Source organism: Brevibacillus ruminantium (genome assembly GCF_023746555.1).
GTDB lineage: Bacteria > Bacillota > Bacilli > Brevibacillales > Brevibacillaceae > Brevibacillus > Brevibacillus ruminantium.
Genome location: NZ_CP098755.1, coordinates 4,501,090 through 4,525,054, shown reverse-complemented (window position 1 = coordinate 4,525,054; position 23,965 = coordinate 4,501,090). Strand labels below are relative to the sequence as shown.

The 23,965-nt window shown below is 48.0% G+C and carries 30 protein-coding genes and 1 pseudogene; 16 read left to right on the top strand and 15 right to left on the bottom strand.

Annotation, left to right across the window (positions count from 1 at the left end; genetic code table 11):
- Positions 1 to 22: 22 nt before the first annotated feature.
- Positions 23 to 655, bottom strand: coding sequence for a hypothetical protein (locus tag NDK47_RS22295; RefSeq protein ID WP_251871935.1), 633 nt, complete (start codon positions 653 to 655; stop codon positions 23 to 25).
- Positions 656 to 972: 317 nt separating this feature from the next.
- Between NDK47_RS22295 and NDK47_RS22290 the strand changes: the two genes are divergently transcribed.
- A complete protein-coding gene (locus tag NDK47_RS22290; protein WP_251871934.1) occupies positions 973 to 1,395 on the top strand; it encodes a zinc-ribbon domain-containing protein in 423 nt (140 codons plus the stop codon).
- A 109-nt stretch (positions 1,396 to 1,504) separates the two neighbouring features.
- On the opposite strand, the gene NDK47_RS22285 is transcribed toward NDK47_RS22290, so the two are convergent.
- Together NDK47_RS22285 and NDK47_RS22280 are read right to left on the bottom strand one after the other, a co-directional pair.
- Positions 1,505 to 2,305 carry a hypothetical protein gene (locus NDK47_RS22285; RefSeq protein WP_251871933.1) on the bottom strand — a complete coding sequence of 267 codons (801 nt, stop codon included), beginning with the start codon at positions 2,303 to 2,305 and terminating at the stop codon, positions 1,505 to 1,507.
- Between the two features lie 296 nt (positions 2,306 to 2,601).
- On the bottom strand, positions 2,602 to 3,768 hold the full coding sequence (locus NDK47_RS22280; RefSeq protein WP_251871932.1) for a bis-aminopropyl spermidine synthase family protein: 1,167 nt from the start codon (positions 3,766 to 3,768) through the stop codon (positions 2,602 to 2,604).
- Positions 3,769 to 4,304: 536 nt separating this feature from the next.
- Here NDK47_RS22280 and NDK47_RS22275 point away from each other — a divergent pair.
- From NDK47_RS22275 to NDK47_RS22260, 4 genes are all read left to right on the top strand, one after another.
- Positions 4,305 to 5,015: a futalosine hydrolase gene (locus NDK47_RS22275; RefSeq protein WP_251871931.1), complete on the top strand. Its 711-nt coding sequence runs from the start codon at positions 4,305 to 4,307 to the stop codon at positions 5,013 to 5,015.
- Complete coding sequence (locus NDK47_RS22270) at positions 5,012 to 5,851, top strand: 1,4-dihydroxy-6-naphtoate synthase (protein WP_251871930.1); 840 nt, start codon at positions 5,012 to 5,014, stop codon at positions 5,849 to 5,851. Before NDK47_RS22275 ends, NDK47_RS22270 begins: the two co-directional genes overlap by 4 nt.
- A 337-nt stretch (positions 5,852 to 6,188) precedes the next feature.
- The gene (locus NDK47_RS22265; protein ID WP_251871929.1) at positions 6,189 to 7,133 is read left to right on the top strand and encodes a sugar phosphate isomerase/epimerase; all 945 of its coding nucleotides are present in this window, start codon (positions 6,189 to 6,191) and stop codon (positions 7,131 to 7,133) included.
- A gap of 52 nt (positions 7,134 to 7,185) precedes the next feature.
- A complete protein-coding gene (locus NDK47_RS22260; protein WP_251871928.1) occupies positions 7,186 to 7,899 on the top strand; it encodes a hypothetical protein in 714 nt (237 codons plus the stop codon).
- 20 nt (positions 7,900 to 7,919) lie between these two features.
- Here NDK47_RS22260 and NDK47_RS22255 read toward each other — a convergent pair whose 3' ends face one another.
- From NDK47_RS22255 to NDK47_RS22225, 7 genes and pseudogenes are all read right to left on the bottom strand, one after another.
- On the bottom strand, positions 7,920 to 8,108 hold the full coding sequence (locus NDK47_RS22255; protein WP_251871927.1) for a YgaP family membrane protein: 189 nt from the start codon (positions 8,106 to 8,108) through the stop codon (positions 7,920 to 7,922).
- A 72-nt stretch (positions 8,109 to 8,180) separates the two neighbouring features.
- A complete protein-coding gene (locus NDK47_RS22250) occupies positions 8,181 to 8,852 on the bottom strand; it encodes a Crp/Fnr family transcriptional regulator (RefSeq protein WP_251871926.1) in 672 nt (223 codons plus the stop codon).
- Between the two features lie 50 nt (positions 8,853 to 8,902).
- Positions 8,903 to 9,688, bottom strand: a complete 786-nt coding sequence (locus NDK47_RS22245; protein ID WP_251871925.1) for a tyrosine-protein phosphatase — start codon at positions 9,686 to 9,688, stop codon at positions 8,903 to 8,905.
- A gap of 36 nt (positions 9,689 to 9,724) precedes the next feature.
- Positions 9,725 to 9,856, bottom strand: a pseudogene (locus NDK47_RS22240) (GNAT family N-acetyltransferase); the annotation flags it as partial.
- 160 nt (positions 9,857 to 10,016) lie between these two features.
- Positions 10,017 to 10,550 carry a GNAT family N-acetyltransferase gene (locus tag NDK47_RS22235; protein WP_251871924.1) on the bottom strand — a complete coding sequence of 178 codons (534 nt, stop codon included), beginning with the start codon at positions 10,548 to 10,550 and terminating at the stop codon, positions 10,017 to 10,019.
- A 38-nt stretch (positions 10,551 to 10,588) separates the two neighbouring features.
- The gene (locus NDK47_RS22230) at positions 10,589 to 11,221 is read right to left on the bottom strand and encodes a TetR/AcrR family transcriptional regulator (RefSeq protein WP_251871923.1); all 633 of its coding nucleotides are present in this window, start codon (positions 11,219 to 11,221) and stop codon (positions 10,589 to 10,591) included.
- 135 nt (positions 11,222 to 11,356) lie between these two features.
- The gene (locus NDK47_RS22225) at positions 11,357 to 11,959 is read right to left on the bottom strand and encodes an undecaprenyl-diphosphatase (protein WP_251871922.1); all 603 of its coding nucleotides are present in this window, start codon (positions 11,957 to 11,959) and stop codon (positions 11,357 to 11,359) included.
- A 390-nt stretch (positions 11,960 to 12,349) separates the two neighbouring features.
- Between NDK47_RS22225 and NDK47_RS22220 the strand changes: the two genes are divergently transcribed.
- The 6 genes from NDK47_RS22220 (at position 12,350) to NDK47_RS22195 (ending at position 15,921) form a co-directional block, all read left to right on the top strand.
- Entirely contained in the window at positions 12,350 to 12,781 is a 432-nt protein-coding gene (locus NDK47_RS22220) for an SRPBCC family protein (protein WP_251871921.1), read from the top strand.
- A complete protein-coding gene (locus tag NDK47_RS22215; protein ID WP_251871920.1) occupies positions 12,782 to 13,159 on the top strand; it encodes an ArsR/SmtB family transcription factor in 378 nt (125 codons plus the stop codon).
- Between the two features lie 137 nt (positions 13,160 to 13,296).
- The gene (locus tag NDK47_RS22210) at positions 13,297 to 13,725 is read left to right on the top strand and encodes a VOC family protein (RefSeq protein WP_251871919.1); all 429 of its coding nucleotides are present in this window, start codon (positions 13,297 to 13,299) and stop codon (positions 13,723 to 13,725) included.
- Between the two features lie 174 nt (positions 13,726 to 13,899).
- The gene (locus tag NDK47_RS22205; protein WP_251871918.1) at positions 13,900 to 14,793 is read left to right on the top strand and encodes a PhzF family phenazine biosynthesis protein; all 894 of its coding nucleotides are present in this window, start codon (positions 13,900 to 13,902) and stop codon (positions 14,791 to 14,793) included.
- A 30-nt stretch (positions 14,794 to 14,823) separates the two neighbouring features.
- Positions 14,824 to 15,552, top strand: a complete 729-nt coding sequence (locus tag NDK47_RS22200; RefSeq protein WP_251871917.1) for a class I SAM-dependent methyltransferase — start codon at positions 14,824 to 14,826, stop codon at positions 15,550 to 15,552.
- Between the two features lie 72 nt (positions 15,553 to 15,624).
- Positions 15,625 to 15,921, top strand: a complete 297-nt coding sequence (locus tag NDK47_RS22195) for an antibiotic biosynthesis monooxygenase family protein (RefSeq protein WP_251871916.1) — start codon at positions 15,625 to 15,627, stop codon at positions 15,919 to 15,921.
- A 343-nt stretch (positions 15,922 to 16,264) separates the two neighbouring features.
- Here the strand turns inward: NDK47_RS22195 and NDK47_RS22190 are convergent, their stop codons facing one another.
- Entirely contained in the window at positions 16,265 to 16,666 is a 402-nt protein-coding gene (locus NDK47_RS22190; protein ID WP_251871915.1) for a VOC family protein, read from the bottom strand.
- 351 nt (positions 16,667 to 17,017) lie between these two features.
- Between NDK47_RS22190 and NDK47_RS22185 the strand changes: the two genes are divergently transcribed.
- Both NDK47_RS22185 and NDK47_RS22180 read left to right on the top strand, forming a co-directional pair.
- A complete protein-coding gene (locus tag NDK47_RS22185) occupies positions 17,018 to 17,872 on the top strand; it encodes an alpha/beta fold macrolide esterase (protein WP_251871914.1) in 855 nt (284 codons plus the stop codon).
- A gap of 206 nt (positions 17,873 to 18,078) precedes the next feature.
- Complete coding sequence (locus NDK47_RS22180; RefSeq protein WP_251871913.1) at positions 18,079 to 18,666, top strand: GNAT family N-acetyltransferase; 588 nt, start codon at positions 18,079 to 18,081, stop codon at positions 18,664 to 18,666.
- Positions 18,667 to 18,872: 206 nt separating this feature from the next.
- Here the strand turns inward: NDK47_RS22180 and NDK47_RS22175 are convergent, their stop codons facing one another.
- A complete protein-coding gene (locus NDK47_RS22175) occupies positions 18,873 to 19,505 on the bottom strand; it encodes a restriction endonuclease (RefSeq protein WP_251871912.1) in 633 nt (210 codons plus the stop codon).
- Between the two features lie 26 nt (positions 19,506 to 19,531).
- Positions 19,532 to 20,422: a glycerol kinase gene (locus NDK47_RS22170; RefSeq protein WP_251871911.1), complete on the bottom strand. Its 891-nt coding sequence runs from the start codon at positions 20,420 to 20,422 to the stop codon at positions 19,532 to 19,534.
- Positions 20,423 to 20,698: 276 nt separating this feature from the next.
- Here NDK47_RS22170 and NDK47_RS22165 point away from each other — a divergent pair, with 276 nt between their 5' ends.
- The 3 genes from NDK47_RS22165 to NDK47_RS22155 all read left to right on the top strand — a co-directional run bounded on the left by NDK47_RS22165 (position 20,699) and on the right by NDK47_RS22155 (position 22,872).
- A complete protein-coding gene (locus NDK47_RS22165) occupies positions 20,699 to 21,364 on the top strand; it encodes a TetR/AcrR family transcriptional regulator (protein WP_251871910.1) in 666 nt (221 codons plus the stop codon).
- Positions 21,361 to 21,546, top strand: coding sequence for an HU family DNA-binding protein (locus tag NDK47_RS22160; protein WP_251871909.1), 186 nt, complete (start codon positions 21,361 to 21,363; stop codon positions 21,544 to 21,546). The genes NDK47_RS22165 and NDK47_RS22160 overlap by 4 nt, the downstream gene beginning before the upstream one ends.
- 66 nt (positions 21,547 to 21,612) lie before the next feature.
- Entirely contained in the window at positions 21,613 to 22,872 is a 1,260-nt protein-coding gene (locus NDK47_RS22155; RefSeq protein WP_251871908.1) for an MFS transporter, read from the top strand.
- A gap of 63 nt (positions 22,873 to 22,935) precedes the next feature.
- Here the strand turns inward: NDK47_RS22155 and NDK47_RS22150 are convergent, their stop codons facing one another.
- Together NDK47_RS22150 and NDK47_RS22145 are read right to left on the bottom strand one after the other, a co-directional pair.
- On the bottom strand, positions 22,936 to 23,106 hold the full coding sequence (locus NDK47_RS22150; protein ID WP_251871907.1) for a helix-turn-helix transcriptional regulator: 171 nt from the start codon (positions 23,104 to 23,106) through the stop codon (positions 22,936 to 22,938).
- 368 nt (positions 23,107 to 23,474) lie between these two features.
- Complete coding sequence (locus NDK47_RS22145; RefSeq protein WP_251871906.1) at positions 23,475 to 23,939, bottom strand: GNAT family N-acetyltransferase; 465 nt, start codon at positions 23,937 to 23,939, stop codon at positions 23,475 to 23,477.
- Between the last annotated feature and the right edge of the window lie 26 nt (positions 23,940 to 23,965).

Sequence of the window (23,965 nt, the reverse complement as noted above, 5' to 3'; positions counted from 1 at the left end):
CCCTCTTAGTTCTTTTTCAAGTCTATTTGTAAGAGATATCAGCCGTTCCACTTAAAGTGCCCGTATTGGAATTAAAATCGAATCCAAAATAATAATTTTTGCTTTCGTTTAGATTATAAAATCTTATTTTCTCAACGGTACCGGCTGTACCCTTCCAGTTCGTAACACTCTTACCCGTACTAAGGTCATAGCAGTGGATCGTATACGTAGCGCTTTTACCGTAATCTTCATTAATATCAGTTTCTACATATAACTCACCCTTTGGACTGGGCTGGAAATAATAGTTTGTATATAGCAGGGAGCGTAAGTTATATATATTAGCCGTGTAGGTACCTTTCCGATCTATATTCCAAAATTCTGTCGGTACGTCTTTAGAGAAAGGTTGTATGGAATCATTTAAAGGATCATTTGCTCTCCGGGTATTTTTCGATACCTGTTCAGTAGAAACTTTTTCAGCTTGGGGGACACCATCATACTTATAAAAATCTTTAGGGTTATTCAAATCATCTACAAAACTTGAATTTGAATTTAGATGAACTTGTGTTCCTACTCGTTCCGCTTTTGGTGACTCAAACGGAGAAGCATGTGCGGATAATGAGATGGCTGAAACGAAAGCCAACGATACACCCATCGCAAACCACGACTTTTTCTTCATTAAGATCCCGCTCCTTGTATATTTTTTACAGTACTTTTACCACGACGTGTGCAACCATTAAAAGATCATCTCCCCCCTCTACATTTCCCTACATTATGGAAGTAGTTTAAACCTCATAGCTCTGAAAGGCTCCAGGATGGTAGTAACAAACTTCCTAATAGTAGCGTCTATATATAACGACGCGACACGACGAAATCTAACGAAAAAATAGTAAAAATTTTGTATTATTTACATGGGGTGATTGATTGATCAGAATGACACCGTTTGTGGCGCAATCCGTTTTGAGATAAGATGAAAAACAGAGGGAGGTGTTGCGCGTGAAAAGTATAAAACCGGGTCGTGGGCCGTCTGCCGTGGGGGCTGCGGGAAGTCTTGCCATGGTCGCTTTTGGGATTTTTTGGACGATTATGGCTTTTGCGATGACGAGAGATGCCCCATTTCCGCTAGTCGGAACCATTTTTCCGCTGTTCGGTATTATATTCGTGGGGATCGGCATTTTTCAAGCGATTTATCATTACAAGAATGCGACCTCCAAAGAACGGATGTCTTTATTTGATATCACGGATTCCAGGGAAGAAGGCGATCCCCTGAATCGTCTATACGGGAAGCAAATCGTCGACGAAATAGTCGATGAGACAGAGGAAAAGGAATCTGGCGGGGAAAAAGCCTTTTGTCCTTACTGCGGCGAGCGAGTAAAAAAGGAATATCAATACTGCTCAAGCTGTGGCAAAAAATTGTAAGTCGGCTTGCACACTGTAATCGAGAAGTCCTCCTGCATCTTTGCAGTGTGTTGAGGGACTGCGGTGATCAGGAGGGCTTCGGGGGATATGAAACCTTTTCTTTCAGGTACTATTGTTGAGAATTCTGATTGGATCGAATGCCGACTTTTTTGACGTTCATGAGCAGAAAAGCAGTAACGGTAAAGAGAACTCCCATGATGAAAAGCGGCGTCCTGCCCTTGCCTTCATGATTTCCTGCGCGTACCGCTCCGCCAGCTTCGGCGTGAGCGTTTTCTTCTGTTTGGCGCCAATTGCTGCCGAACTTTTGCTCATAATGCTCATGCAAAAGTGGCTGGAGTTCAGCGAGAGTGGATACAGAGGGACTTATGATTTTCGCGATATCGTTCAGCGGGCGAATTTGGCTGCGCGCTGGATCGCTGGCATTTGGGGAAAAGGCGTACCAGGAATTTGTGGGACCGTCCTCGATCACGCCTTCTCCTGCTTTTACATCCTCCAGCGCAAGCGCCACGTCTTTGCCATACCCGATGTTCGCAAGCGAATAGGTACCGTCCTCCTTTTGATAGAGACTGATGGCCAGGCGGGGAATTCCGTTTTGATAAATCCCGGCAATCCATAAGTCTGACGGCTCTGCGGCATAGCTGTCGGCTGGTTGGCTCCCGTGCAGAAACTCTGGCGTAAAAGCCAATACAGGATGGAGAGGGCCGAAGGAGATATTGCCGATCTCGTTCTCCAGGCCGTAGCGGGTCGGGTCATCCAGCGTCTCGTAGTAGCTTTGAAAAATCTGTGGGAACTGTTCTTTCGCAAATTTCTGGGCATCGGCAGGCGCGGCGAAATCCTTTGCCAGAGCAGCGATGCCTGTACAGACCAAAAGGACTGTGATCATAAGAGTAAAAACAAGGTATTTGAACATGCTCTCCTCCATATGGGATCGATGATTGCCATAAAAGATAGGTTCGACATCATGGTAAAAAATTCCTTTTATAGACGCCATATTTCCATTCTCTAACAAAATGTTTCCCGTACAATCAGACAAGGTTTGTCCCATCAATGTCAGTGCGACCATAAAAACGCCCGGCTTTTTAACAGAAACGGAATCGTCGCATAGCCGGGCAAATTGTATTTAGTGATGGGCCTCTGCAGTCTTCAGCGATCATCCGATAGACGGACCTGCGAGGGGCGATGAGTGGTTGCGGGAACCCGCCCAGCCTACACTGACCGTTTTTTCACCAAATCAAACGTATCGTGCTGGCAAAGGGGGCATCCGTTCATTTTTAACCTTTCAATCGTCGGAAAATCCTGCTGAAACCCAACCTGTATGCTTCCCTCGCATCCGCGGCAGCGGTAGGTCCGCAGCGTTCGTTTTACCTCGCCGGTGTAGAGCGCTTCATCAAAGCTTCCTTTTATCCGGGGGAGGGTCTGCTCTGTCGTTTTTAAAACGATCATCTGACCACGGTTGCCGATCATCTCTGCTCCCTCATACTCATTAAAATGAGGAATCACCTCGGTGACGACCAGCCCCATCCGGATAAACTCGCGCTGCATATCCAGCATAAACTCAGGTGATTTATGGGCAAACGACAGATAAATCGGCAGCCCCTTCTTTTTCTGCAGTACACTGATCCCGCGTGAGACAAAAAGGCTCATCCCCGGGAGTGTGTACGGAGGGTCGGTAAAAAAGCAGTCAAACGTCCCGATCTGCTTCGGGGAAAGCGGTTGACGGAGATCCGCACGGGTGCAGGTAATCGGCAGCCCTTCACGGGTCGCCAATTCCGCAATATAGCGTAGAAAGCGCTCATCAATATCAACGACCGTAATGCTTGCCTTGTTTTCCCACTGCTGCGGGAATAACCGCTTGAGCAGCAGGCCGAGCGAGACGCTGACCAGATCATCGTCGCCGACACAGAGAATTCGTCCGCCGACAAGCGCATGTTCGCGCAGGCAGAGAATGGCTCGCTTCAAACTCGTTTCTGGGGTGCATTTCGATTGGTCGATCTGTACATCTACCTGTGGGCGGCCTTCGAGTAATGGATGGAGCTGCGCGAGTATATCAGCGAGCTCCTCCCTCCAATCCATTTCAGCATTCATCAGCTTGCGGTACAAGCCGATGTCGAGGCCGTCAAACCCTCGCTTTTTTTCCAGAAACGCAGTTCCATCCGCTGTGCAGCTAACTCCGCGATCCTGACGAAGCGCCCCCAGCTTGATCAGCTCCTTTTTGATGGCGGCTGTAACCGGAACAGGCAGCAGCAGCTTGCGGGCCAATTCTTTGGTGGAAGTGCCGGGGTGCAGGTAGCATTCCAACAGCAGCTTTTCGATGGCTTGCGGTCCTTCCTGGAGTCGTACCTGTTTGCTTGTCAGTTCGATATAATTTTTCAATGGAATCACTCGTTTCATCGATATTTTTGCAAAACAAAAAAGGCAGAAGAGGAACTCAGCGTCCATCTTCTGCCTTTTGAAAAGGGGTTGACCGAAGACATATGTCAAAGGGCACAGCAAAGAAACGTGTGCTGCTTTTGAACATACCTGTAAACAAACAAAGCCGTGCGTAAGAGCACGGCCGTCTGCAGTCAACAATCGAAAGATATGGTAAGGGATGCCGGTTCTTAACTAATTGGGTATCCCCTGACTTTTCCATCACAAATAACCCACAAAAATTCGTGGTTTTTTGCAAAGTGAATCAGGAAAATCCCCTATCAAATTTGATTAGTTAAGAACCAACGCGGACATCAAGACATCCCCTGTTTTTTAGATTTATCCCTATTATTATAGGGCAGGTGGAATGGGAAATGCAAGCAAACAGTCCAGACACCCGATCCCTTTACACGGGAGGCAGATAAGGATAACTTTAAATGTGAGTGTTTTTCATGAGCGAGAACTGAGCTTGCAAACAAATTTAAAGGGAGCTAGGGAAAATGAATCCAGATAACAAAGCAGCCGCTTCATTACCGCCTGCCGCAGTCGGACAGAGTGGTGCGAGCGAGCGTATCCTTGTCATGGTCTCTGTGCCGCCTGAACGCGACGCAGTTTTGCGAGGATTAGGCGGCGACGGCAGATTTGACGTTCGGATAGGGGGAGTCGGAGCGGTTGCGGCAGCGGTCAGTACCGCGAAAATACTGGCAACGAATGCTGCGTACCGCCTCGTGATTTGCGCCGGCATCGCTGGCGGCTTCGTCGGCAGGGCAGAGATAGGCTCGCTGGTTGTGGCCGACGAGATCATCGCAGCGGATTTGGGCGCAGAGACAGCGGAAGGCTTTTGCAGCGTGGACGAGCTGGGCTTCGGCTCTGCCCGGGTGCAGGTTGATGCCACATTGGCAGCACGTATGACGGAAAAGCTGCAAGCTGCAGGGTTGTCCGTCTGTATGGGCCCGATCTTGACCGTCTCCACGGTGACGGGAACAGCTGAGACAACGGCAGAGCTGGCTGCCCGCGTACCAGGAGCAGCAGCGGAGGCCATGGAAGGCTACGGGGTGGCATCGGCTGCGAAAAGTGAAGGTCTGCCCGCCCTGGAAATCCGCGCCGTCTCCAACGCTATCGGCCCGCGCGACCGCGAAGCCTGGCGCATCAAGGATGCGCTGAATGCACTAGAATCAGCATGCCACGTATTACGGGAGGTACTATCATGAAGATTGCATTTTCACCATGTCCCAACGACACCTTTGTCTTTCACGCCTGGGTCCACGGACTGATCCCCGGAGCCCCGCAGCTTGATGTGATGTATGCCGATATCGACATTACCAACGGTCTTGCGGCGAGCGGAAAAGGGCCGGAGGTGCTCAAAGTTTCTTATGCCGCATTGCCCTGGCTGTTGTCCGAGTACGCCCTGCTACCCTGCGGCGGTGCACTCGGCCGTGGCTGCGGACCGCTTGTTTTGACCAAAGGAGGCGAGGAGGCGGCTGATCCTGCCGTGCTGTCCGGCAAACGGGTGGCAGTTCCCAGTGAGCGATCCACCGCCTATCTGCTGTTCCGTCTCTGGGCCGCCCAAAATGTACCGGGCGGGGTGGGAGAAATCGTGGTCATGCCGTTTCACGAGATCATGCCTGCCGTTCGCGACGGTCTGATTGACGCGGGGCTGGTCATTCATGAAGCGCGCTTTACCTATCCGCAATACGGGCTGACCCTGCTCGCGGACATGGGAAGCTGGTGGGAAAAAGAGACGAACCTGCCGATCCCGCTCGGCGCGATTATCGCCCGCCGCAGCCTGGATTTGGACAAGCTGGCTGAGTGGACCCGTGCCTCTGTCGAATACGCCTGGGCCCATCCGGAAGCATCCCAAGCGTATGTCATGAGTCACGCACAGGAGATGGACCCCGAGGTGGCCAAGGCGCATATCAACCTGTACGTCAACAGCTTTACAGCCCAGTTGGGAGAAGACGGCTACGCAGCGGTCGAAGCGCTTCTCGGCCGGGCTGCCGAAGAAGGGCTGGTTCCCCGGTTTGATCTGGCAGCCCTTCGCAGCTAGGCTGGCTGAGGTTTTTGCTTTCGCTTGTCTGTGTCGTTCCAGAGGAGATTGATTTCGTTTCCATTTAATGGATAAATGATATGGCGTTGCATAATTGCTGAAAAGGCGCCAGCAGCATTTCCCACGAACTGCTGCCGGCGCCTTCTTTTCATTGCGGTCTGACGTCGCCAGCTTTTTTCTGTGAAAAGCGTCCCCTCTCTGATCGCCTGCACAGGTTAACATTTTTGTTACCCGTCGAGAGGGGAAAACGGTCATGAGCGTTTTGTACAGAAAAAAAGGGGAGTATCCGATTTTGTAGAATACTCAACGATATCAAACTGGCAAATGGAGCGATCTCATGCACAGATTCATGATTGGCTTGTACGGCGGCTTTGACCTGAAAAAGTACCAGCGAGATTTTCGCAGCGGTTTCTTTGGCATCGAAGCCTGTCTGTTTTCTGAACCGGAAGAGATTACCCGCCTTGCCGAGGAATCAAAGCGGCAGGGTTTTCAGATCGGGATTCATTTTCCTTTGCGCGCGGGTCATTCGAGGCTAAGGGACGCCCTGTTCCTTTCGCCGGATGCTTCGGCGCATCAAGAGGCTTATGCCTATATCGAAAACGAACTGGCCTTTGTCGCCAGCAGACTGCAGCCCGCCTATGTCTTGTTTCACTATCCCAAGCCTGTGATACTGGACGACAGGGTCAACTGGGAGAAATGGCGATTTTATGATGCGTCTGAATATCTATTTGAAAGTACCTACAGCTTGGAGATGTTTCAGGAAAAAAGTGAAGCGCTGTTTCAATGGCTGACGGAGAAAAGCAGGCAGTATGGATTTGTTCCAATCCTGGAGCTGGACGCGCTGAATCGCTATGTCTATGAGACAGACGTGCTGGAGAATCTCTTGTTGCGCTATCCAGCCATCAAGCTTTGCCTGGATACGGGCCGCCTCTTTTGGCAGGAAAAAATAGACCCGTACTTTCAGACGCTCCCTGTCATCAGCCGATACGCCAAATATGCAGCCGTCATTCATTTGTGGACGATGCAAGTGACAGAGGGGACCAAAGTCAAGCAAATGCGTCACCCGGTTTTGCCCGGGCAATCGCCCGAAGAGGGCTGGGCTCCGATTGAACAGTATTTGAATATCATTGCCCAGGAAAACAACCAGGTGCGCATCATGTTCGAGCATCAGTCCACTCTTGTCACGGACGAACAGTTGGACGTCTGCTATGCATGGGTAGCGGAGATTTTTCAGAAGCATGCGGCTGCCGGTGTTTCCCGGGAAAAAAGGAATATGCGATAAACAGCCGTTTCACGCGCTAGAAGGAAGAAAGAAGGGGGAGCAAAACGTAACCATGAATCCAATGCAACGGGCAGCCCTGTTGGTCTGCATCATGATGAGTCTCGTCGGCTGCGAGGCCGAACAGACATTACCGAAAGCCAAACAAGGGTCTTTTGCCCGAAGTGAGTATTATCCGGTGGTATCTGATCCTCAAAAGGCCACCTACTACCAACCCGTTGAAATTGATCAAGTCCTGCCGCATTTGCCGCAATCACTCAAGCAACATCTCAATCTGATCGACCCGGGCCAACTGCCATTTCCAGTAGAAAAACCAACGGCCTTTCTGGTGCAATTTCAATCTGGAGGGAAAGAGAAGCTCCAACACCAGCTGCAGTTGACCTATTTGCGCGAAAAGGATGAGTACGGGCGCGAGGGCAACGAATTTTTTATCATCCGAATGACAGAAGTGGGCGAAAATCCTTTTGCGCTCATGAAAGAAATTCAGCCGGGTCTGGATACATTCGGCAACAAAATCGAAGTGGAGCCGCTTCGGGAGGATGTGCCGATGTACCACCACATTATCCAGACCAACAGCTCGCCGGTGTACACGTACTATGTGTGGAATGAAAAGGAAAAGCAAGTAAATCTGCTGGCTACCCGGGCAAACGAGATCGATTTTTACCACGATGGGGTGTGGTATCAAATCGCCTATTTGATCAATGGAAACCAGGTGGATGAGCAGGTGCAAAAACAGATGGTGGAGCTGGTCAAGCACATGATCAAATAAGTGCGTACAGGGAGTGTCACCTATTTTCGACAGGTGTTCACACCCAAAATTTTGTAAAACAAGCAGGTGCCGGCCAGACCTGTCAGCAGCAAAACAACACCCAACAGACCCGCGTATTTCCACGGCCCTGTCGCCAGCCAGAACATTGAGAGGAAAGCGGTCCCGCTCACCACTCTGGTCACGCGATCCAAACGTCCGAGATTTCTCATGTCTTTTCTCCCTCCTGTATTTTCGTACAATCCCATTGTAGGGGAGGAGGGAGGAAGGCTTCCGTGATCTTGTCACTTTACTTCCAGCTTCATACGCAGTCCCGCCTGATCGAGAATATACATTTTGCCGCGCCCCAAGCGCACCCATCCAAGCTGCTCAAATTTCTTCAGGACCCGGCTGACCACCTCTCGGGCCGTCCCCAACTCCTCAGCGAGAGACGCATGCGTGACATACAGAGGGCCGTCCAAGCGACCCGCAGCTTTACGCAGAAGCAAACTGGCCACCCGGTGCTCCATGGAGTGAAAGCTCATCTCTTCAACCATGCTGGTCACAGAGACCATTCTCCGCACAAACAAGCGGTAAATGAACTGCCTCAGCTCTTTATACGTGTCCATCCAGCGGGTAAAAAGGGAGATGGGCAGCACCAGCACCTCCGTCTCTTCTTCGGCTTCGGCAATGGCTTCATAGCCGGTTTCCCCCAAGATGCTGGCCATCATGATGACGCATATTTCGCCGCCTTTCACCCGATAGAGGGTCAACTCCTTGCCGGACGGACTGATTTTGTAAATGCGCACACATCCCTTCAGCACAAAGGAGGCATGTGTAAACATATGGCCCTCTCCCATCAGGGGTTGAGCGGGAACGGACAGGATCGAGGCCTCTGCACGCCCCCATACCTCTTTCGGTACGGAGGAGAAGCAGGGAAAAGCAGACGTGATTTTTTCTATCTGTTCGGGGCGCATCAGGAGATCAATTCCTTTCTGGCCGCATCATTCGTTCTGGCCTTGATCGCTTACTCCACCAGCATGTGCCGCAGTCGAAGCAGGTAATTTTCCTCTATCCCGCACGCTTTCATCAGATAATCCTCAACCGTTCCATACTCTTTCAAAACGGCAGTAAGGCTATCCTCCAGATAGTCGCGGCGCACTTCCATCAGCGGCTTCATCCGTTCCGGAGAGATCTGGAACAAACTCATCCAGCGAATATACCTCTGGATTTTTTGCATGCGGGGCTGAATCAAATCGTTCGAAAACAAATAATCATCCAGCACTGTCTGGTAGGGAACGCCGGCCAGAAGCTGAATCAAGGCAGAAAGATAGCCGGTCCGGTCCTTGCCGCCCGTACAGTGAATCAGTGCGGGAAGATGGTCTTGCTCGGCAAGCAGGGTGATGATTTCCTTGACTTGGCCTGTCCGTTCAAAGGCCATCCGGTGATAAAAATCTTTCATAATGTGCTCGAAATTCAGATCATTGGATTTGCTTACCAGCAGCTTGAAAAAATCCAGCCGGCTCATCTCCTGGCTTTCGTGATGGATCGGGATGCTCACCTGGTGAATGCCGGTATGGGCAGGGACGCGATCCGGCTTTTGTTTCCGTTCCGTTTGCGTCCGCAGATCGCAGATGACCTTGATTTGATGCGTTTGAAGTCTGCCAAGGTCGCCGGCAGACAAGCGTGAAAGCTCATCGGAGCGAAATAGAATGCCTGTTTTCATGTTGCGGCCATCTGTTGTGGGGAGACCGCCGATATCGCGGAAATTGTATAAACCGTCAAAGGCGATTGCTCTGTTTGTCATAGTCATGGTTTTCTCTCTCTCCTAATGGTTTGTCTAGTTTGCTTAGTCGTCAGTCTGGTCCGTATTGATGATCGCCAGCACCTGATGGTCTTCCCATTTGCCATTGATCTTTACGTTTTCTCTGGCGATCCCCTCCTTTTGGAAGCCCGCTTTTTCCAATACCTTGATGGACGCAGGTTAGTCGGCATACTCCCGCAATGGCGTGCAGGTTTGAAAATAAAAACACCACAGAACGCCCCTGTGATGTAACGTTTGCACGTATCTCTATCTCAGGGACGTTACTGTGGCGTTATCATAGCAATTCACGCTTCTGAATGCAATATTTGGAAGATTTCTAATCACGTACGTATTCGCTCTGCAACATCCCCATATGGCAAATGTCATGCCATTGTCCGTCGCGAAAGACGCTTTGTCTGGAGCGGCCTTCATGCGTAAATCCGAGTTTTTCATAGAGGCGTATCGCTTTTTCGTTAAATGAAAAAACACGGAGGGACACCCGGTGCAGATTCAACTCCAGAAAGGCGTAATCGAGCAACAGCTTTAACGCTTCTGTGGCGTAGCCTTTGCCCCAAAACTCTTTTTCGCCCAGGTCAATGATGCATTCAGCATTGCGATTTTTCTCATCGAGCTGGATCAGCGAAGTGATGCCGATCGGATTGGCGGAGGCCTTGTCGATGATCATGTAGCTTTTCCCGGAGCTTGAGCCCAAAATCACGTTTTGCACAAAAGCGGCGGTCTCTTCCAAGGTAAACACGTCCAGCGACAGGCTGGTGGTTTTCATCACCGCGGGGTCATTTCTCCACGCATGATAAATGCTTGCATCATCAGCAGTAACTTTGCGAAAACAGATTCTGGCAGATTCAAACATATGGAAACCTCTTCCTCCTTTTTGTACGCGGACATATTTTACTTGGGTGAGTTTTCATCTGTTGGGGACAGCATCGCTTGCAGGGAAAACAACAGCACCTCTATTTGAGCAGGTACGTTTGTCCGATGAGGTCCCATGTGAAACGAGTCCAGCATCAGTCCATCGATGAACGACACCAGATAATGAGCAATCGAATCCACTGGTTGCTGGGGCTGCAGCTCGTTTTTGGCCACCCCTTGCTGGAAAAATTCGATGAGGACCTCCACAATCCGCTCATAACGGGCATGCAAATAAGAGGAGCCTTCGCTCGGTTTCTGGTTATGCATGGACAAGAAAAACTCTGTATTGGCCAGCAACAGGGAGTGCTCAATTCCCTCAATCAGCGTTTGTTGCTTGTACACCCATCTTTTTAGCTGTTGCCAAGCTGTGCAGGAATCATCGGGGAGAAAAAGCTGAATATCGGTCTGATCGTCGCTGCGCAGCAATTCCAGATAGACATGCTCGATATTCTCAAAATAGGCGTACAGGGCTCCTCTGGAAACACCAGCCTCTTCCATGATGTCTTGCATGGTAGCCCGGGTATATCCTTTCCTGACAAAAATGCGTCGGGCTGCCTGGAGCAATTCCTGTTTTTTTCGCGTTTTATACGCATCGCTTACGCGTGGAGCCACAGGGAGATCACCTCCTTTTTATAAAATAGACACGATTGTCGTTTTTATTATAAACGACAGTCGTGTCTATTTTCAACCTCATCGGCTTTCCTTTTGCACAAACAAAAAAGGGGCCATCATCAGTGGCCCCCTGCTCTAGGAAAGATCAGTTGATTTGCTTTTGGAAGGGAGGAAGCGTCGCTCCACTTTTTCATAAACAGACAGCAAGCTCGCAACGAATGAGAGCTGAGGTATGACCAGATAGGCGATGCACGCGGACAGGATACCCAGCAGTGCCCCGACAACTACGTCGACCGGATAATGCACGCCTACCAAGATCCGGGAAATGCCTACGCATAGCGCCAGGAGAACCCAAAGCCAGCCTTCTCTTTTTCGCACGAACAGAAAGGAAAAGCACATGGAAAAAAACAGGATCGTATGGTCACTCGGAAACGAGTTATCAATGCTGTGTTGGATCAACTGGTTGACATCCGGCAAAACGGCAAAGGGCTGTTGATGGGAAAAGAAGTGACCAGCCACGCTTGCAAACACTTCTGCGATCACGAAAGCAGCCACTGCCTGGATTACCATCATCCTGTTTTGCTTGGTCCGTGTGAACCAGTATACGATGAGGCCCAAGCCTAAAAGAAACATGGTGTACTCGGCCATAAAAATGGCGGCAGGGTTTAGAAACGCATACTCTTTTCCAAGGTCATTGATAGAGCGAAAAAGCTCAAGATCGTACTGTACGAGAGACATTCGATGATTCCTCCAGTCTTGCAAAAAATAGCTGTGTGTCACATTCAAAAGACACAGGAGCAGACCCGGTCTGTGATCTACTTTAGCGAGGATCTAGCGGTTGTAAAATCGATCTTTCTTACAATCGGGATGCTTAACCTTACATTTTTGTAAGGTTTGGCTGCATGAAACCATAGGAGAACAAAAGCATAATCGGTTTTGTTACAAAAAGCAAGCCGGACAGCATAAAATGACTGTCCGGCTTATACAGCAGGACTGGAGAGATGGAAAAAATTACGGAATAGACGGGGCTGGATCGAGGCAAGCTATATGTTGACGTGAAACCAAAAGGTTTTATATAATCAAAAAGCGAAACCAAAAGGTTTTATTTCGAATAAAAGGAGAATGAACATGAGCGCAGATCAACAACAAGGATTGCCAGCTATCAAGCATACCGTGACGATTGAAGCCCCGATTCAAAAAGTATGGGATACCGTTTCAACTGCGGAGGGTATTGCCTCCTGGTTTATGCCGAACGATTTTCAGGCAGAAATTGGATACGAATTTCACATCCAATCGCCATTTGGCCCGTCACCTTGCAAAGTGACCGAGCTGACGCCGCCTCATCGCCTCTCTTTTCTCTGGGATACAGATGGATGGTTTGTTACCTTTGAATTAAAAGAAGTGGGGGACAAGACGGAATTTACCCTGATTCACGGTGGATGGAAGCAACCAGATACCCTCGTACCCAAAGCCAAAGAAGATGCGGCGGTCATTCGCGATCGCATGGACCAAGGTTGGGCAGGTATCGTACAGAAGCTGAAAAAGGTTGTGGAGGGCTAAGTGTTGCCCGCAGCTCAAAAGCACGATGTGTTTCAAGCGATTGCGGACCCCACCCGCAGAGAAGTCCTTCGATTGCTGGCTGGCTCAGAGTTGCCGATCTCCGCGATCACGGCTCACTTTCCTATGAGCCGAACAGCCGTCGCCAAACATCTGCAGGTACTGACCGATGCGAAGCTGGTCAGCGGGCGAAAGGCAGGCAGGGAAAAATTGTACCGGCTACATCCGGAGCCTTTGCAGGAGTTGCAGCAATGGCTTGCCTTTTACGAGCAGTTTTGGACAAACAAGCTCTCGATGCTCAAGCATATTGTGGAAGAGAAAGAAGAGAGCAGGCTGAGAGTCGTAGCGCCTGAGGAAGATGAGCAGGCGAATCGGGAATAGATCAACGGTACAGTGGACAGCCTCAAAAAAGCAATCGAAGAGAAATCGATGAAAGCTGGACATGCTATCATTGTTATAAGTTTGCAGATTGGGCAATAATGAATGGATAAATTTGATTACTGGGAGATGATTTTAGTATGACAGTGCGCCTGTTTCCTTATCTCATCATGAATGGAAATGCCAAAGAAGCGATTGCGTTTTACGAAAAAGCATTGGAGGCACAGGTTGTATTCTCCACGAGCTTCGGCGATATGCCGGAAAATCCTGAGTTTACCATGCCTGAAGAAGCGAAGGGCCTTGTAGCACATGCTACCATTAAAGTGGGCGAAACCGACATGATGTTCTCCGATGCGTTCCCAGGTCAGCCTCACCAAATCGGGAATCAAGTCACCATCTGTGTCACCACCAACGACAAGGAAAAGGCCAAGCAGTTTTTTGATGCGCTGCAAGAAGGCGGTCAGGTGCAAATGCCTTTGCAGGAAACCCATTTTAGCCCAGCTTACGGCATCGTGACGGACAAGTTCGGCGTGACCTTCCAAATCTTTACCGAGGGACAGCAGCAATAAGTCTGTGCCGTATCGTATCGTGTTTAGGCAAAATCATGTGTATTTCTGGGGGAGTGATGTGATCACTCCTCTTTTTTGTGGTTCAGCGTAAGAATTTTCTACGTGTGTGAAAGAAAGAGTCGATGATCCTGGGCAATCTGCTATGATGAAAGGAAGTAAATGGGAGGTGCCCTGATGAAAACCAAAAAAGTGTATCATTACGACGCGTTTAGCACGATTCCCAACAAGGGAAACCCGGCGGGAGTGGTCTTGGATGGAGAACATCTCTCCGAAGAGGAAATGAGGGAGATTGCCGAAAAAGTAGGGTTCAACGAGACCTCCTTTCTTTTGCCATCTGACAAGGCTGATCTTCGCATCCGCTATTTTACACCCGGCCATGAGATGAATCTCTGCGGTCATGGTACCATGGCGACGTTGTATGCCTTGCGCGCCAGAGGTTTGCTGAGAGAGAAAACAGCGTTGACGATTGAGACAAAAACGGGGATATTGCCGATCCGCCTGCATTCTGATCCAGACGGCAGCTTCTCGACTACCATGCGGCAGGCTACTCCGCAGTTTGAACCGTTTCAAGGCTCATTGCAGGAGCTGGCGCAGTCCATCGGGATCGAAGAGAGTGATATCGATACAGATTTGCCTGTCATGTACGGAAGTACGGGCATCTGGACCTTGTTGGTTCCCGTGAAAAGCCTGGATGCCTGCCAGAGGATGAAGCCTCAGAATGAGCGGTTTCCGTCGATCCTGAAGGAGATGCCGCGGGCGTCCGTTCACCCGTTCTGCCTGGAAACCTACGATCCGCAGGCGCAGATGCATGCTCGCCATTTTTCCTCCCCCTTCTCTGGCACCGTGGAAGACCCGGTTACAGGAACGGCATCCGGAGTCATGGGGGCATATTACGCACAGTTTGTAAGAGGAGGAGTGGATTCGTCTCTGCGTCTGGTGGTTGAGCAGGGACTGGAGATCGGAAGGGATGGTAGAGTTCAGGTACATGTAAGCAGAAGTGGCGACCAGTACGAGATCGAGATCACGGGAACGGCGGTCTATGTGGATGAATTCGAGGTGTCGATCTAATATCTGGATCACTGGGCAGGGGGGCATGGAATGCGCTATAACGGTTCCGAATTTTACGATGATGACAACAACTTTGAGCAATACATGGAGCGGCGCAAGCGTCCGGAAAACGCCAACGATACGTTAGAAAAGCCGATTATCTGGGAGCTTCTCGGAGATGTGGCTGGCATGAACATCCTCGATATGGGATGTGGAGACGCCAGATTCGGGACTGAGCTTTTCCATCAGGGGTGTGCCGCGTATACGGGCATCGAAGGCTCACGGAATATGGTGGAGGCAGCGAAGAAGGTACTGGAGGGCTATAAGGGGACCGTCGTTCAGACCCGGATCGAGGATTGGGATTATCCCGCGGAGACGTTTGATCTCGTGGTCTCCAGACTGGTGATTCACTACATACAAGATGTGGACACTCTCTTCCGCCAGGTCCACCAGAGCTTGAAAGCGAACGGAAGGTTCATCTTCTCTGTCGAACATCCGGTCATCACCTCAACGCTGCAGCCTTCTGGCCTGCGAACAGATTGGGTGGTAGACAATTATTTTAAAGCGGGTTATCGCGAGCAGTCATGGCTGGGCGGCAACGTACGGAAGTATCATCGCACCATCGAGGATTATTTTACCGCCATGCAAAAGGCGGGCTTTGAGATTGGGCAGCTCAGAGAATCCAAGCCCGTACGCAAACATTTCATTCATGAGGAGACATACGAGCGGAGATTGAGAATTCCCTTATTCTTGTTCCTGGCGGGAACGAAGAGAGGGTAGCTGTCGATTCTTGCACATCACCCTGGAACGGCTGAAAGTGAAAAGAATAGCGAACAAAGAGGCGATGATCAATTGATTCTGGAAGCGGTTATGCTGCAAGTCAAAGATGGGATGGAACAAGAGTATGAAGAAGCGTTTCGTCAGGCGTCGAGCATCATCTCTTCGATGAAGGGGTATGTCAGCCATGAACTGCATCGCTGCATGGAGGTAAAGGGAAAGTACCTTTTGCTGGTGAAATGGGAGAGTCTGGAGGACCATACGATTGGCTTTCGGCAATCCCCCGAATACCAGGAGTGGAAAAGAGTACTGCACCATTTTTACGACCCCTTTCCAACTGTCGAGCATTTTGACAGGGTTTCGCTGTTCTGATTCATCTCCTACTGTCGAACATACAAGAAGCTCTCTTTCAATCACGGGAAGTAGAGGGAACGGTGTAAAGACAGGACTCAACAGCTCGGGATTGCTTCGCTTTTGAAGAAAAGAAGCCGTGAGTGATAAAACCGGAGGGACGATAGCACCCTCCATCAAACAAAGAAGGATAGAGTCTCAGAGAGGATGCTCTGACGGCTCTATCCTTTTCCTATGCCGAATCCTGACAAGAACATGTAGGCACATCCGTTATGTTTGTAGTTGGACAAGACGGGGGACGGCGGCGTTGTTTACCATGATATTTACCATGATGGGCGACGGGCCAAAGGATCAGCTCCTCGTGTTATTGACCGGGGTGCAAAATATTGGTGGCGCTAAGCAGATTTCCGTCCGGGTCTTTAAAACCGAATCCGCCGTACCCATGCTCAGGATGGATATTCAATGGACCTACGTCAACGTGCTTTTCCTGAAGCCATTGGTAAAAGTCTGTGAGGGAAGGTGTATAGAAGTCGATCACACTATGCACGACATCATTATTCGTGTTTCGAAAGGATAATCCTTGCTGTTCTTTCGTTTCGACGAGATAAATCGTAGGCACTCCCTTGGCGCCAAAGGTGAGCATCGCACTGTTTTGATCCTGAAAGTGAACATTCAAGCCAAAGATGTCCGTATACCATTCTACGGATTTTTGTACGTGTGACACCGGGATTTCTACAGTAGCGATATGGGAAACAAAGTGGGTCATGATTGTCCTCCTTGATTAAAATGTTCCTTTCTATATATTTGAGAGAAATCTCTTCTTTTCCTGTACATTTCTGGGAAAAATCATCAACCGGGAACAGTTTTTTTTGAAATTGGGCCCAGCGTCAATCATTTGGGACTGGATAGAAAGGGCCGAAGTCCGTTATCATGGAAGCAGGGCGAATAAGCCCCATACGTTTCGAGGAGGTTCCGGGATGATTATTCAATTCATTCGTTTACGTTAATGTAGGTGACCAATCACGAAAGCCCATCAATTTTTTGCGATTTCAGGTGGGTTTATTTCGTTGCGCTCATGTCTCCATGAACAAAAAACGAATGAAAAGAGGAACGGACCATGAACGAAAAAATAGTGAACATTCATGACATTGAAATCTGCACAGAAAGCTTTGGAAATCCTGAGCATCCGGCAGTCTTGCTGATTATGGGTGCGATGTGCTCCATGGTGTATTGGGATGAAGAGTTCTGCCAACGACTGGCGGATACAGGACGATATGTGATTCGCTATGACAACCGGGATGTCGGGCGCTCCACTGTCTACGAGCCGGGAAGCTCTCATTATACCGTGGCGGACATGGCTGAGGATGCTGTAGGGGTCCTTGATGCATACGGAATTGACCGGGCGCATCTTGTGGGGTTGTCTCTGGGCGGAATGATTGCGCAAGTCATCGCACGCAATCATCCGCAGCGCGTTCTGACGCTGACCCTGATTGCCTCCAGCATCTACGGATCAGATGACAACCACCGGGATTTGCCCCCCATGGATGAGAGAATCCTTGCTTACCATGCCAAAGGAGCCACTCTGGATTGGTCGGATAAAGAAGCGGTAGCCGATTATCTGGTATCCGGATCGGCTCTGCTTTGTGGTTCCAAGCATGTATTTGAAGAAGAGAGAGCGTACAACCAAGTAACACAAGAAATACAACGGGCGCGCAATTTGCTGAGCATGTTTAATCATGCGCTGCTAAAAGGTGACGATTCCTACGAAGGATTGCTAAAAGAAATCCAGGTGCCGGCTCTCGTCATCCATGGTACAGAAGACACGATACTCCCGGTTGAGCATGGCAGAGCGCTGGCAGAGGAAATCCCGCATGCATCGCTATTGCTGCTGGAGGGAACAGGGCACGAAGTTCATTCTGATGACTGGGAGCAGATTATCGGCGCGATTGCCACTCATACGACAAATGTGTAGGGATGGAGTATCCCATTAGCTGAAAAGGCTGTATAAATCAAGAAGGGTTGCAATTTCGGCTTTGCCGGTTGCGGCCCTTTTTTCTTTTGGGTAAATAAGAATGCAAAAATTAAAGCTTCTGGGCGTGATAACTGCTCCCTTTTCGCTTGTAAAGAGAATCGGCGATATGTTAAGTTTAGTGGAAATATTTTAGGGGAGTGGGACCCGTGAAAACCAATCATACTGACCCGATATTGTTATCGATACCGGAGAGCTTTGAAAGTGAACGCTTGCTGATCCGTGCGCCATTATGGGGAGACGGAGCGGCAGTAAACGAGGCTGTGAGAGAAAGCGTGGAAGAATTACGTCCGTGGATGCCTTGGGCTGAGCAAATCCCTACCGTTCAAGAATCAGAAGCACAAATACGCCATTCTCGACTGGAATTTTTGGAGCGAAAAGATTTTCGGCTGATTCTCATCCAAAAAGAAACCGGTCAGCTCGTTGGCAACAGCGGACTTCACCGGATCGATTGGCAAGCGCGAAAATTTGAAATTGGCTATTGGGTGCGTTCCTCGTTTGGCAAACAAGGATATATTACCGAGGCCGTGGATGCCATTACGAATTTTGCCATACAAGAGCTGCAAGCGAATCGTATCGAGATTCGCTGTGATGCTCGGAATACGCAAAGTGCGCGGGTGGCTGAGCGACTGGGCTTCACATTGGAAGGGATTCTTCGTCAGGAAAAATGTGATCGGGACGGTTCGCTGCGGGATACCATGGTATTTTCGAAGGTTCGTGGGGTTGAGTTTGTCTAAGGAAGATTAGACATTTTCACGTTATGAAAACGTCTATAGTAGACAAGGTGAGGTAATGGATTATAGTTTTTTAAATGTCTCGTTTATGAAGACAGGAAGAAAAGGGGACGCGTATCCCCTTTTCTATTGTTGAATATGAATGATTAGCTCTAGGGTTTAAAGTGTCTGAAAACGATTCAAACAATGGCATTTGGCAATTCGCCTTCTCAAGTATTTTGTACTAACTTCTCCGCCTTTCTATCTTTCTTGATCTCACGATGATGATCGGTGTATTCAGACCACGATTCTAAAATCATTCTTGGTTCTGTCTCAATAATATCTTTTACTTTCTCAACCTCACCTTGTTTAAAGAGTGTAATGATGTGGATTAGATCATTTCGATCAAGTAATTTTACATGATTTATGCCGGCGAGAGTTTCACATGATCCTGTGAAACTTGTAGATGCAATAACAATTGATTTTTTAGCTTTATAAAATCTCATTGAGGAATAGATTTCTTGTACAGCCCCAATACCGACCGGATTATTAATTCCATATCGTTTAGCCTGAATAACATTTCGAGTTCCGTAGCGATCAATAAAAACTAGATCAGCACCGAAATCCCTGCTGCCAACGGTTTTATATACTCCTTTATAGCCCAATGCAAGGAATAGTCGATACAAATACATTTCAAAATCTGATCCGTCTTCCATTAAATCAATATCTTCAATAGTAATATGTAACGGATTAAAATCAAACTCTTGTTTGGAAGGTATAACAGCTTTATTCGTTCTCTGTCTTAATAAAATAGTGATTACTACGACGGATGCTAGTACAAGTATCAAAACAAGATATAACATAAAGTTCCTCCAAAATAATTATGTAGCTAGAATGCCTGAATTCCAAATTTCAATAGCTTCTTAGGAAAAATATCATCCAGGTTTTGAATGTCCGATTCTGTTAATTCGATAAGATTAAAACTATATTTCCTGTAAATTTCCAACTTTGATTTCTTCCGCTCAAGATATTTTGGATCATTTTCAATTCCCCAGTATTCTATATAAACTTTTCCTACAGGGAGGTAAAAATCACAGTATACGTCTTCCTCTATAGGGAGTTTGCGTTCATATGCATGAACAATTTCAGACATATACAGCCAATTATCAATCAGCATTTCAGCCTTCGATCTAACAAAATGCCCATCCGCCGATCGATGTTTTGCCTCAAATTTTTCTCGAAAACTAAATTCGGTTCCACTGACTTTTTCATCTGTTCCTTCACCTTGTACCTGTCTAATAGTCTCAACTAAGCGTTTATTATTTACTATACTTTCCGGCCATGTAACATAAGGTATTCCTGTTTTGTCATACTCTAATTGCTTTCCACCAATACTTTTTCCTAGCTTCGTTAAGATCCATCCTTTACGATCTTTCTCCACCCACCCTAATTCCGACAATATTGGATTGATACGCAGTTTAGAGACATTAAAGATTTGACTCAGTGATGTTGCATTAATATACGTTGTTTGCTTTTTTTCCGAAGTTTTCATATTCTCGATTTCTTCACGCAAAGATTCCGGCCATGCGATCCACGTTCCGCGCAACGAATCAGATCTCAGTTGTCCACCTTTTTCAATTCCTATTTGGGTTAAAGCCCAAGTATCATTTTTTCTTTCAATCCAACCTAAATTGGTGAGGTCTGAAAATAATTCACTGGTGGGCACGTTTATTAACTTTGAAAGTGAAGTTGTAGAAAGATACTTTTGTTGATTCCCCATCCTTATCCCCCTAAACAAAAATTGAATCACCTAAACTTAGAAATGAGCCTTTCTAGTACAGATGACCTAGTTCTAATTACCATCTTCGATAAAATAAGAGTAACACCTTCAAAAAATGACAAAAAAGCCCCTCTTTTTCCAGATAGAATGATAACCATTCAATTTGTTTTTCTGGGGGAAAAGCTCAAATAACATAACCACCCTTGACGTTTCATCTGGAAGAATGTTACACTCCATTTGACCGACGGTCGGTCGATGATAATGGAGGTATGAAAATTGCGGATCACCAAAAAACCAGAAGAACGAAGAAACGAAATTTTGGACGCTGCAGAGCTTCTTTTCACGACAAAAGGCTACTCAAGCACAACGGTAAATGACATTTTGCAAGTGGTTGGCATCGCCAAGGGTACGTTCTATTACTATTTTCAATCCAAGGAAGAAGTCATGGATGCTATCGCGATGCGCTATGTCAGCATGGGTGTAGAAGCAGCTAAGGCGATTGTCTCCGATCCCGAACTCAATGCCTCGGAGAAACTGTTTCACATCATCCTGGCCCAACAGCCCAACTCTGAACGGAAGGAACAAATGATTGAGCAATTCCATCAGGTAAACAATGCAGAAATGCACCAAAAAAGCTTGGTCGCAGCCGTCCTCCAACTGACCCCTGTATTGACGGAGGTGATTCAGCAGGGGATAGAGGAAGGCGCATTCAATACTCCGTATCCCAAAGAGACCGTGGAGTTTTTGCTGGTATCCTCGCAATTTTTGTTTGATGAAGGAATATTCCAATGGCAGCCCGATGAACTGATCCAAAAAGCAACCGCCTTTGCCCACATCGTAGAAAAGACGCTGGGAGCGGAACCGGACAGCTTTCGTTACCTGCTTGGCACGATTAGCCAAAGTGGAAAGTCTGCAACAAAAGAAGGAGGGGAATCGCAATGAATAAAACAGAAGTGGTTTTCAAAGTTTCCGAACGATCTGGTGTAAATGAAGAGGATTGCCGAAAGGTTTTGGATGCACTGGAAGAAGTGCTGAGCGATGAATTATCGAATTCCCAAGATGTAAGAAGCGTTTTTGACAAGGTATACAGTCTCTTGCACTTTTTCCAGAAGAACAAAAGCTAATGCTCAGGGGTGAATAGGGGAAGGAGAGAGAAGCTTAGAATCGCACCCAGACAGGAGGGAGCATAGATGGAACGTTTCAACAAGAATTTTATTCTGATGGTGATTGGGCAAATCATCTCGATTTTCGGTTCGTCTGTCTTGCGATTTGCCTTATCGCTGTATGTTCTGGATACGACAGGCCGAGCAGATATCTTCGCGGTTTTACTAGCGGTATCCACGCTGCCGGTGATTGTCCTTTCACCCATCGGCGGGGCGATTGCCGACCGATGGAACCGCCGAAATCTGATGGTCATTTTCGACTTTGCCAGCAGCGTTATCCTGATTCTTTTTGCCCTCCAATTATGGCTCGGTGATGTTTCCATTGTTTTCATTGGTGTAGTCATGACACTGCTTTCGGTCATCAGCACGATGTATCAGCCTGCGGTGCAGGCCAGTATTCCTCTGCTGGTCAGGGAAGAGAGCCTGGTGAAAGCAAATGGCATTGTGACAGGGGTAGGCTCGCTTTCCAGTTTGGCGGCACCTGTATTAGGCGGGGTACTGTATAGCTTCTTTGGTTTGAAAACGGTGGTAGAGGTAAGCTGCATTGCCTTTTTCTGCTCGGCGGTTATGGAAATGTTCATTCATATCCCATTTACGAGACAAGAGCGAAGCGGACATATCGTATCTACAATCGTGGGAGATATGAAAAAGGGGACGGTCTATGTCGTCAAGCAAAATCCGTTTATCTTCAAAATCATGATCCTTGCTGCAGGACTAAACTTGTTTTTAACGCCATTTTTTATTGTGGGCGTACCATATATTTTGAAAGTGACCATGTCTAGCAGCGATACCATGTTTGGAATTTCAACAGGTGTCCTTGAACTCAGCACCATTTTGGGGGCATTGGCTGTCGGAATGGTTGCAAAGAGGTTGAAGATAGGGACGATGCATGTGTGGATGATTATGATAGGCTTGCTCATTCTCCCCATGGCCGTATCTGTTTACCCTCTGCTTTTGAATCTAGGGTATTGGCCATCGTATCTCCTTTTTATTTTATGCGCCGGCTTGATCACCATCGCGATGACGATCCTTTCTATTTATGTGATCAGTATCGTGCAAAAGGAAACGCCAAATGAGCTTTTGGGAAAGGTTATGTCGATTATTTTTGCGACAGCGCAATGCGCGGCCCCCGTTGGACAGATCCTGTATGGCGCATTGTTCCACGCTTTTCACATCAGCGTGTATGTTCCGATTCTGCTCGTGAGTGTCGTCACATTCATGATGGCATTTGCAGCGAAAGTAGTACTTCGGAATGATACCGAATTGCGCGAAACTCACACATCATGATCAGAGAAGGTCACCGTTCCATGGTTCCGTCCCCCTTATACGGTGTTGAGTTACTGCAATAATTCAATCTACATCCTCTTCAAAAATAAATAACCGATCAACGGTCGTTTCCAGATGAATCGATAACCGAAAGGCCAAAGACAAGGTCGGGTCGTATTTATCATTTTCAATGGCATTGATCGTTTGTCGCGTGACTCCACATTTGTTTGCCAGGTCTTCTTGGGACATCTTCATGCGTTTTCTGATCTCCCTGATGTTATTTTTCAAAGAGAAATCACCTCATCGAGTGTGTAAAAAACTCTTTACATTTTTTATCATAAATCAGAGTCAATGGTACGTCAAATCAAGTAAAGGTTATGCAAAAAAAAGACTGGTCGAACAGACCCAGTCGCATGGATAAGAGGGACAAATCTCTATGATATGATCACAGCAGCAGAGGGAAGCCTAAGAACCTGTTCATCACCCCAGATCTCTCCGGTTTCGATAAACCCGATCCGTCGATAAAGCGAGCAGGCAGCAGCATTCCCCAAGGAAAAGATTTCGTCGCGTTTCTTCCACAATAGAGGTTCCCTATCGGACGAGTCGGCAAGTCTGCCTGTTCGCTACGATTGATGACTAATTTCAACCTCCAGCAAGGGCAATTTTCTTCCCGGGAACACAGTCGACTCAATTTCCCCGATCCGTTTGGCTCCCATCAGCAGGTAAAAATTTTCAGCATAGGGCTCACTATGGAGGGTGACATTGCGAACCTGTAAATCTTGCGCGACCTTTAGCATGTGATTCCACAGCGCCCTGCCATAGCCCTTCCCAATCACGTCCGGCTCAATAAACAAATCTTTGAGCAAGCAGCCGCCATCCGGTTCTCGTTCCAAACCCATAAAGCCTCGGATCGCGCCACCGTCCTCTAGAACGAATACCAGCGAAGAAGCGATATATTCAGGCGTCAGGGTTAGATCGTTGCGACAGGCCTCCATAAAGTCGTCACTATACCCCCAATAGGCTTTGGAACGAAAGGAAAGATCACTTAAAAAACGGGCCTCATCAATACGTGCTTTGCGGATAAACACAGAAAAAGCACTCCCTTCTGAGAAAA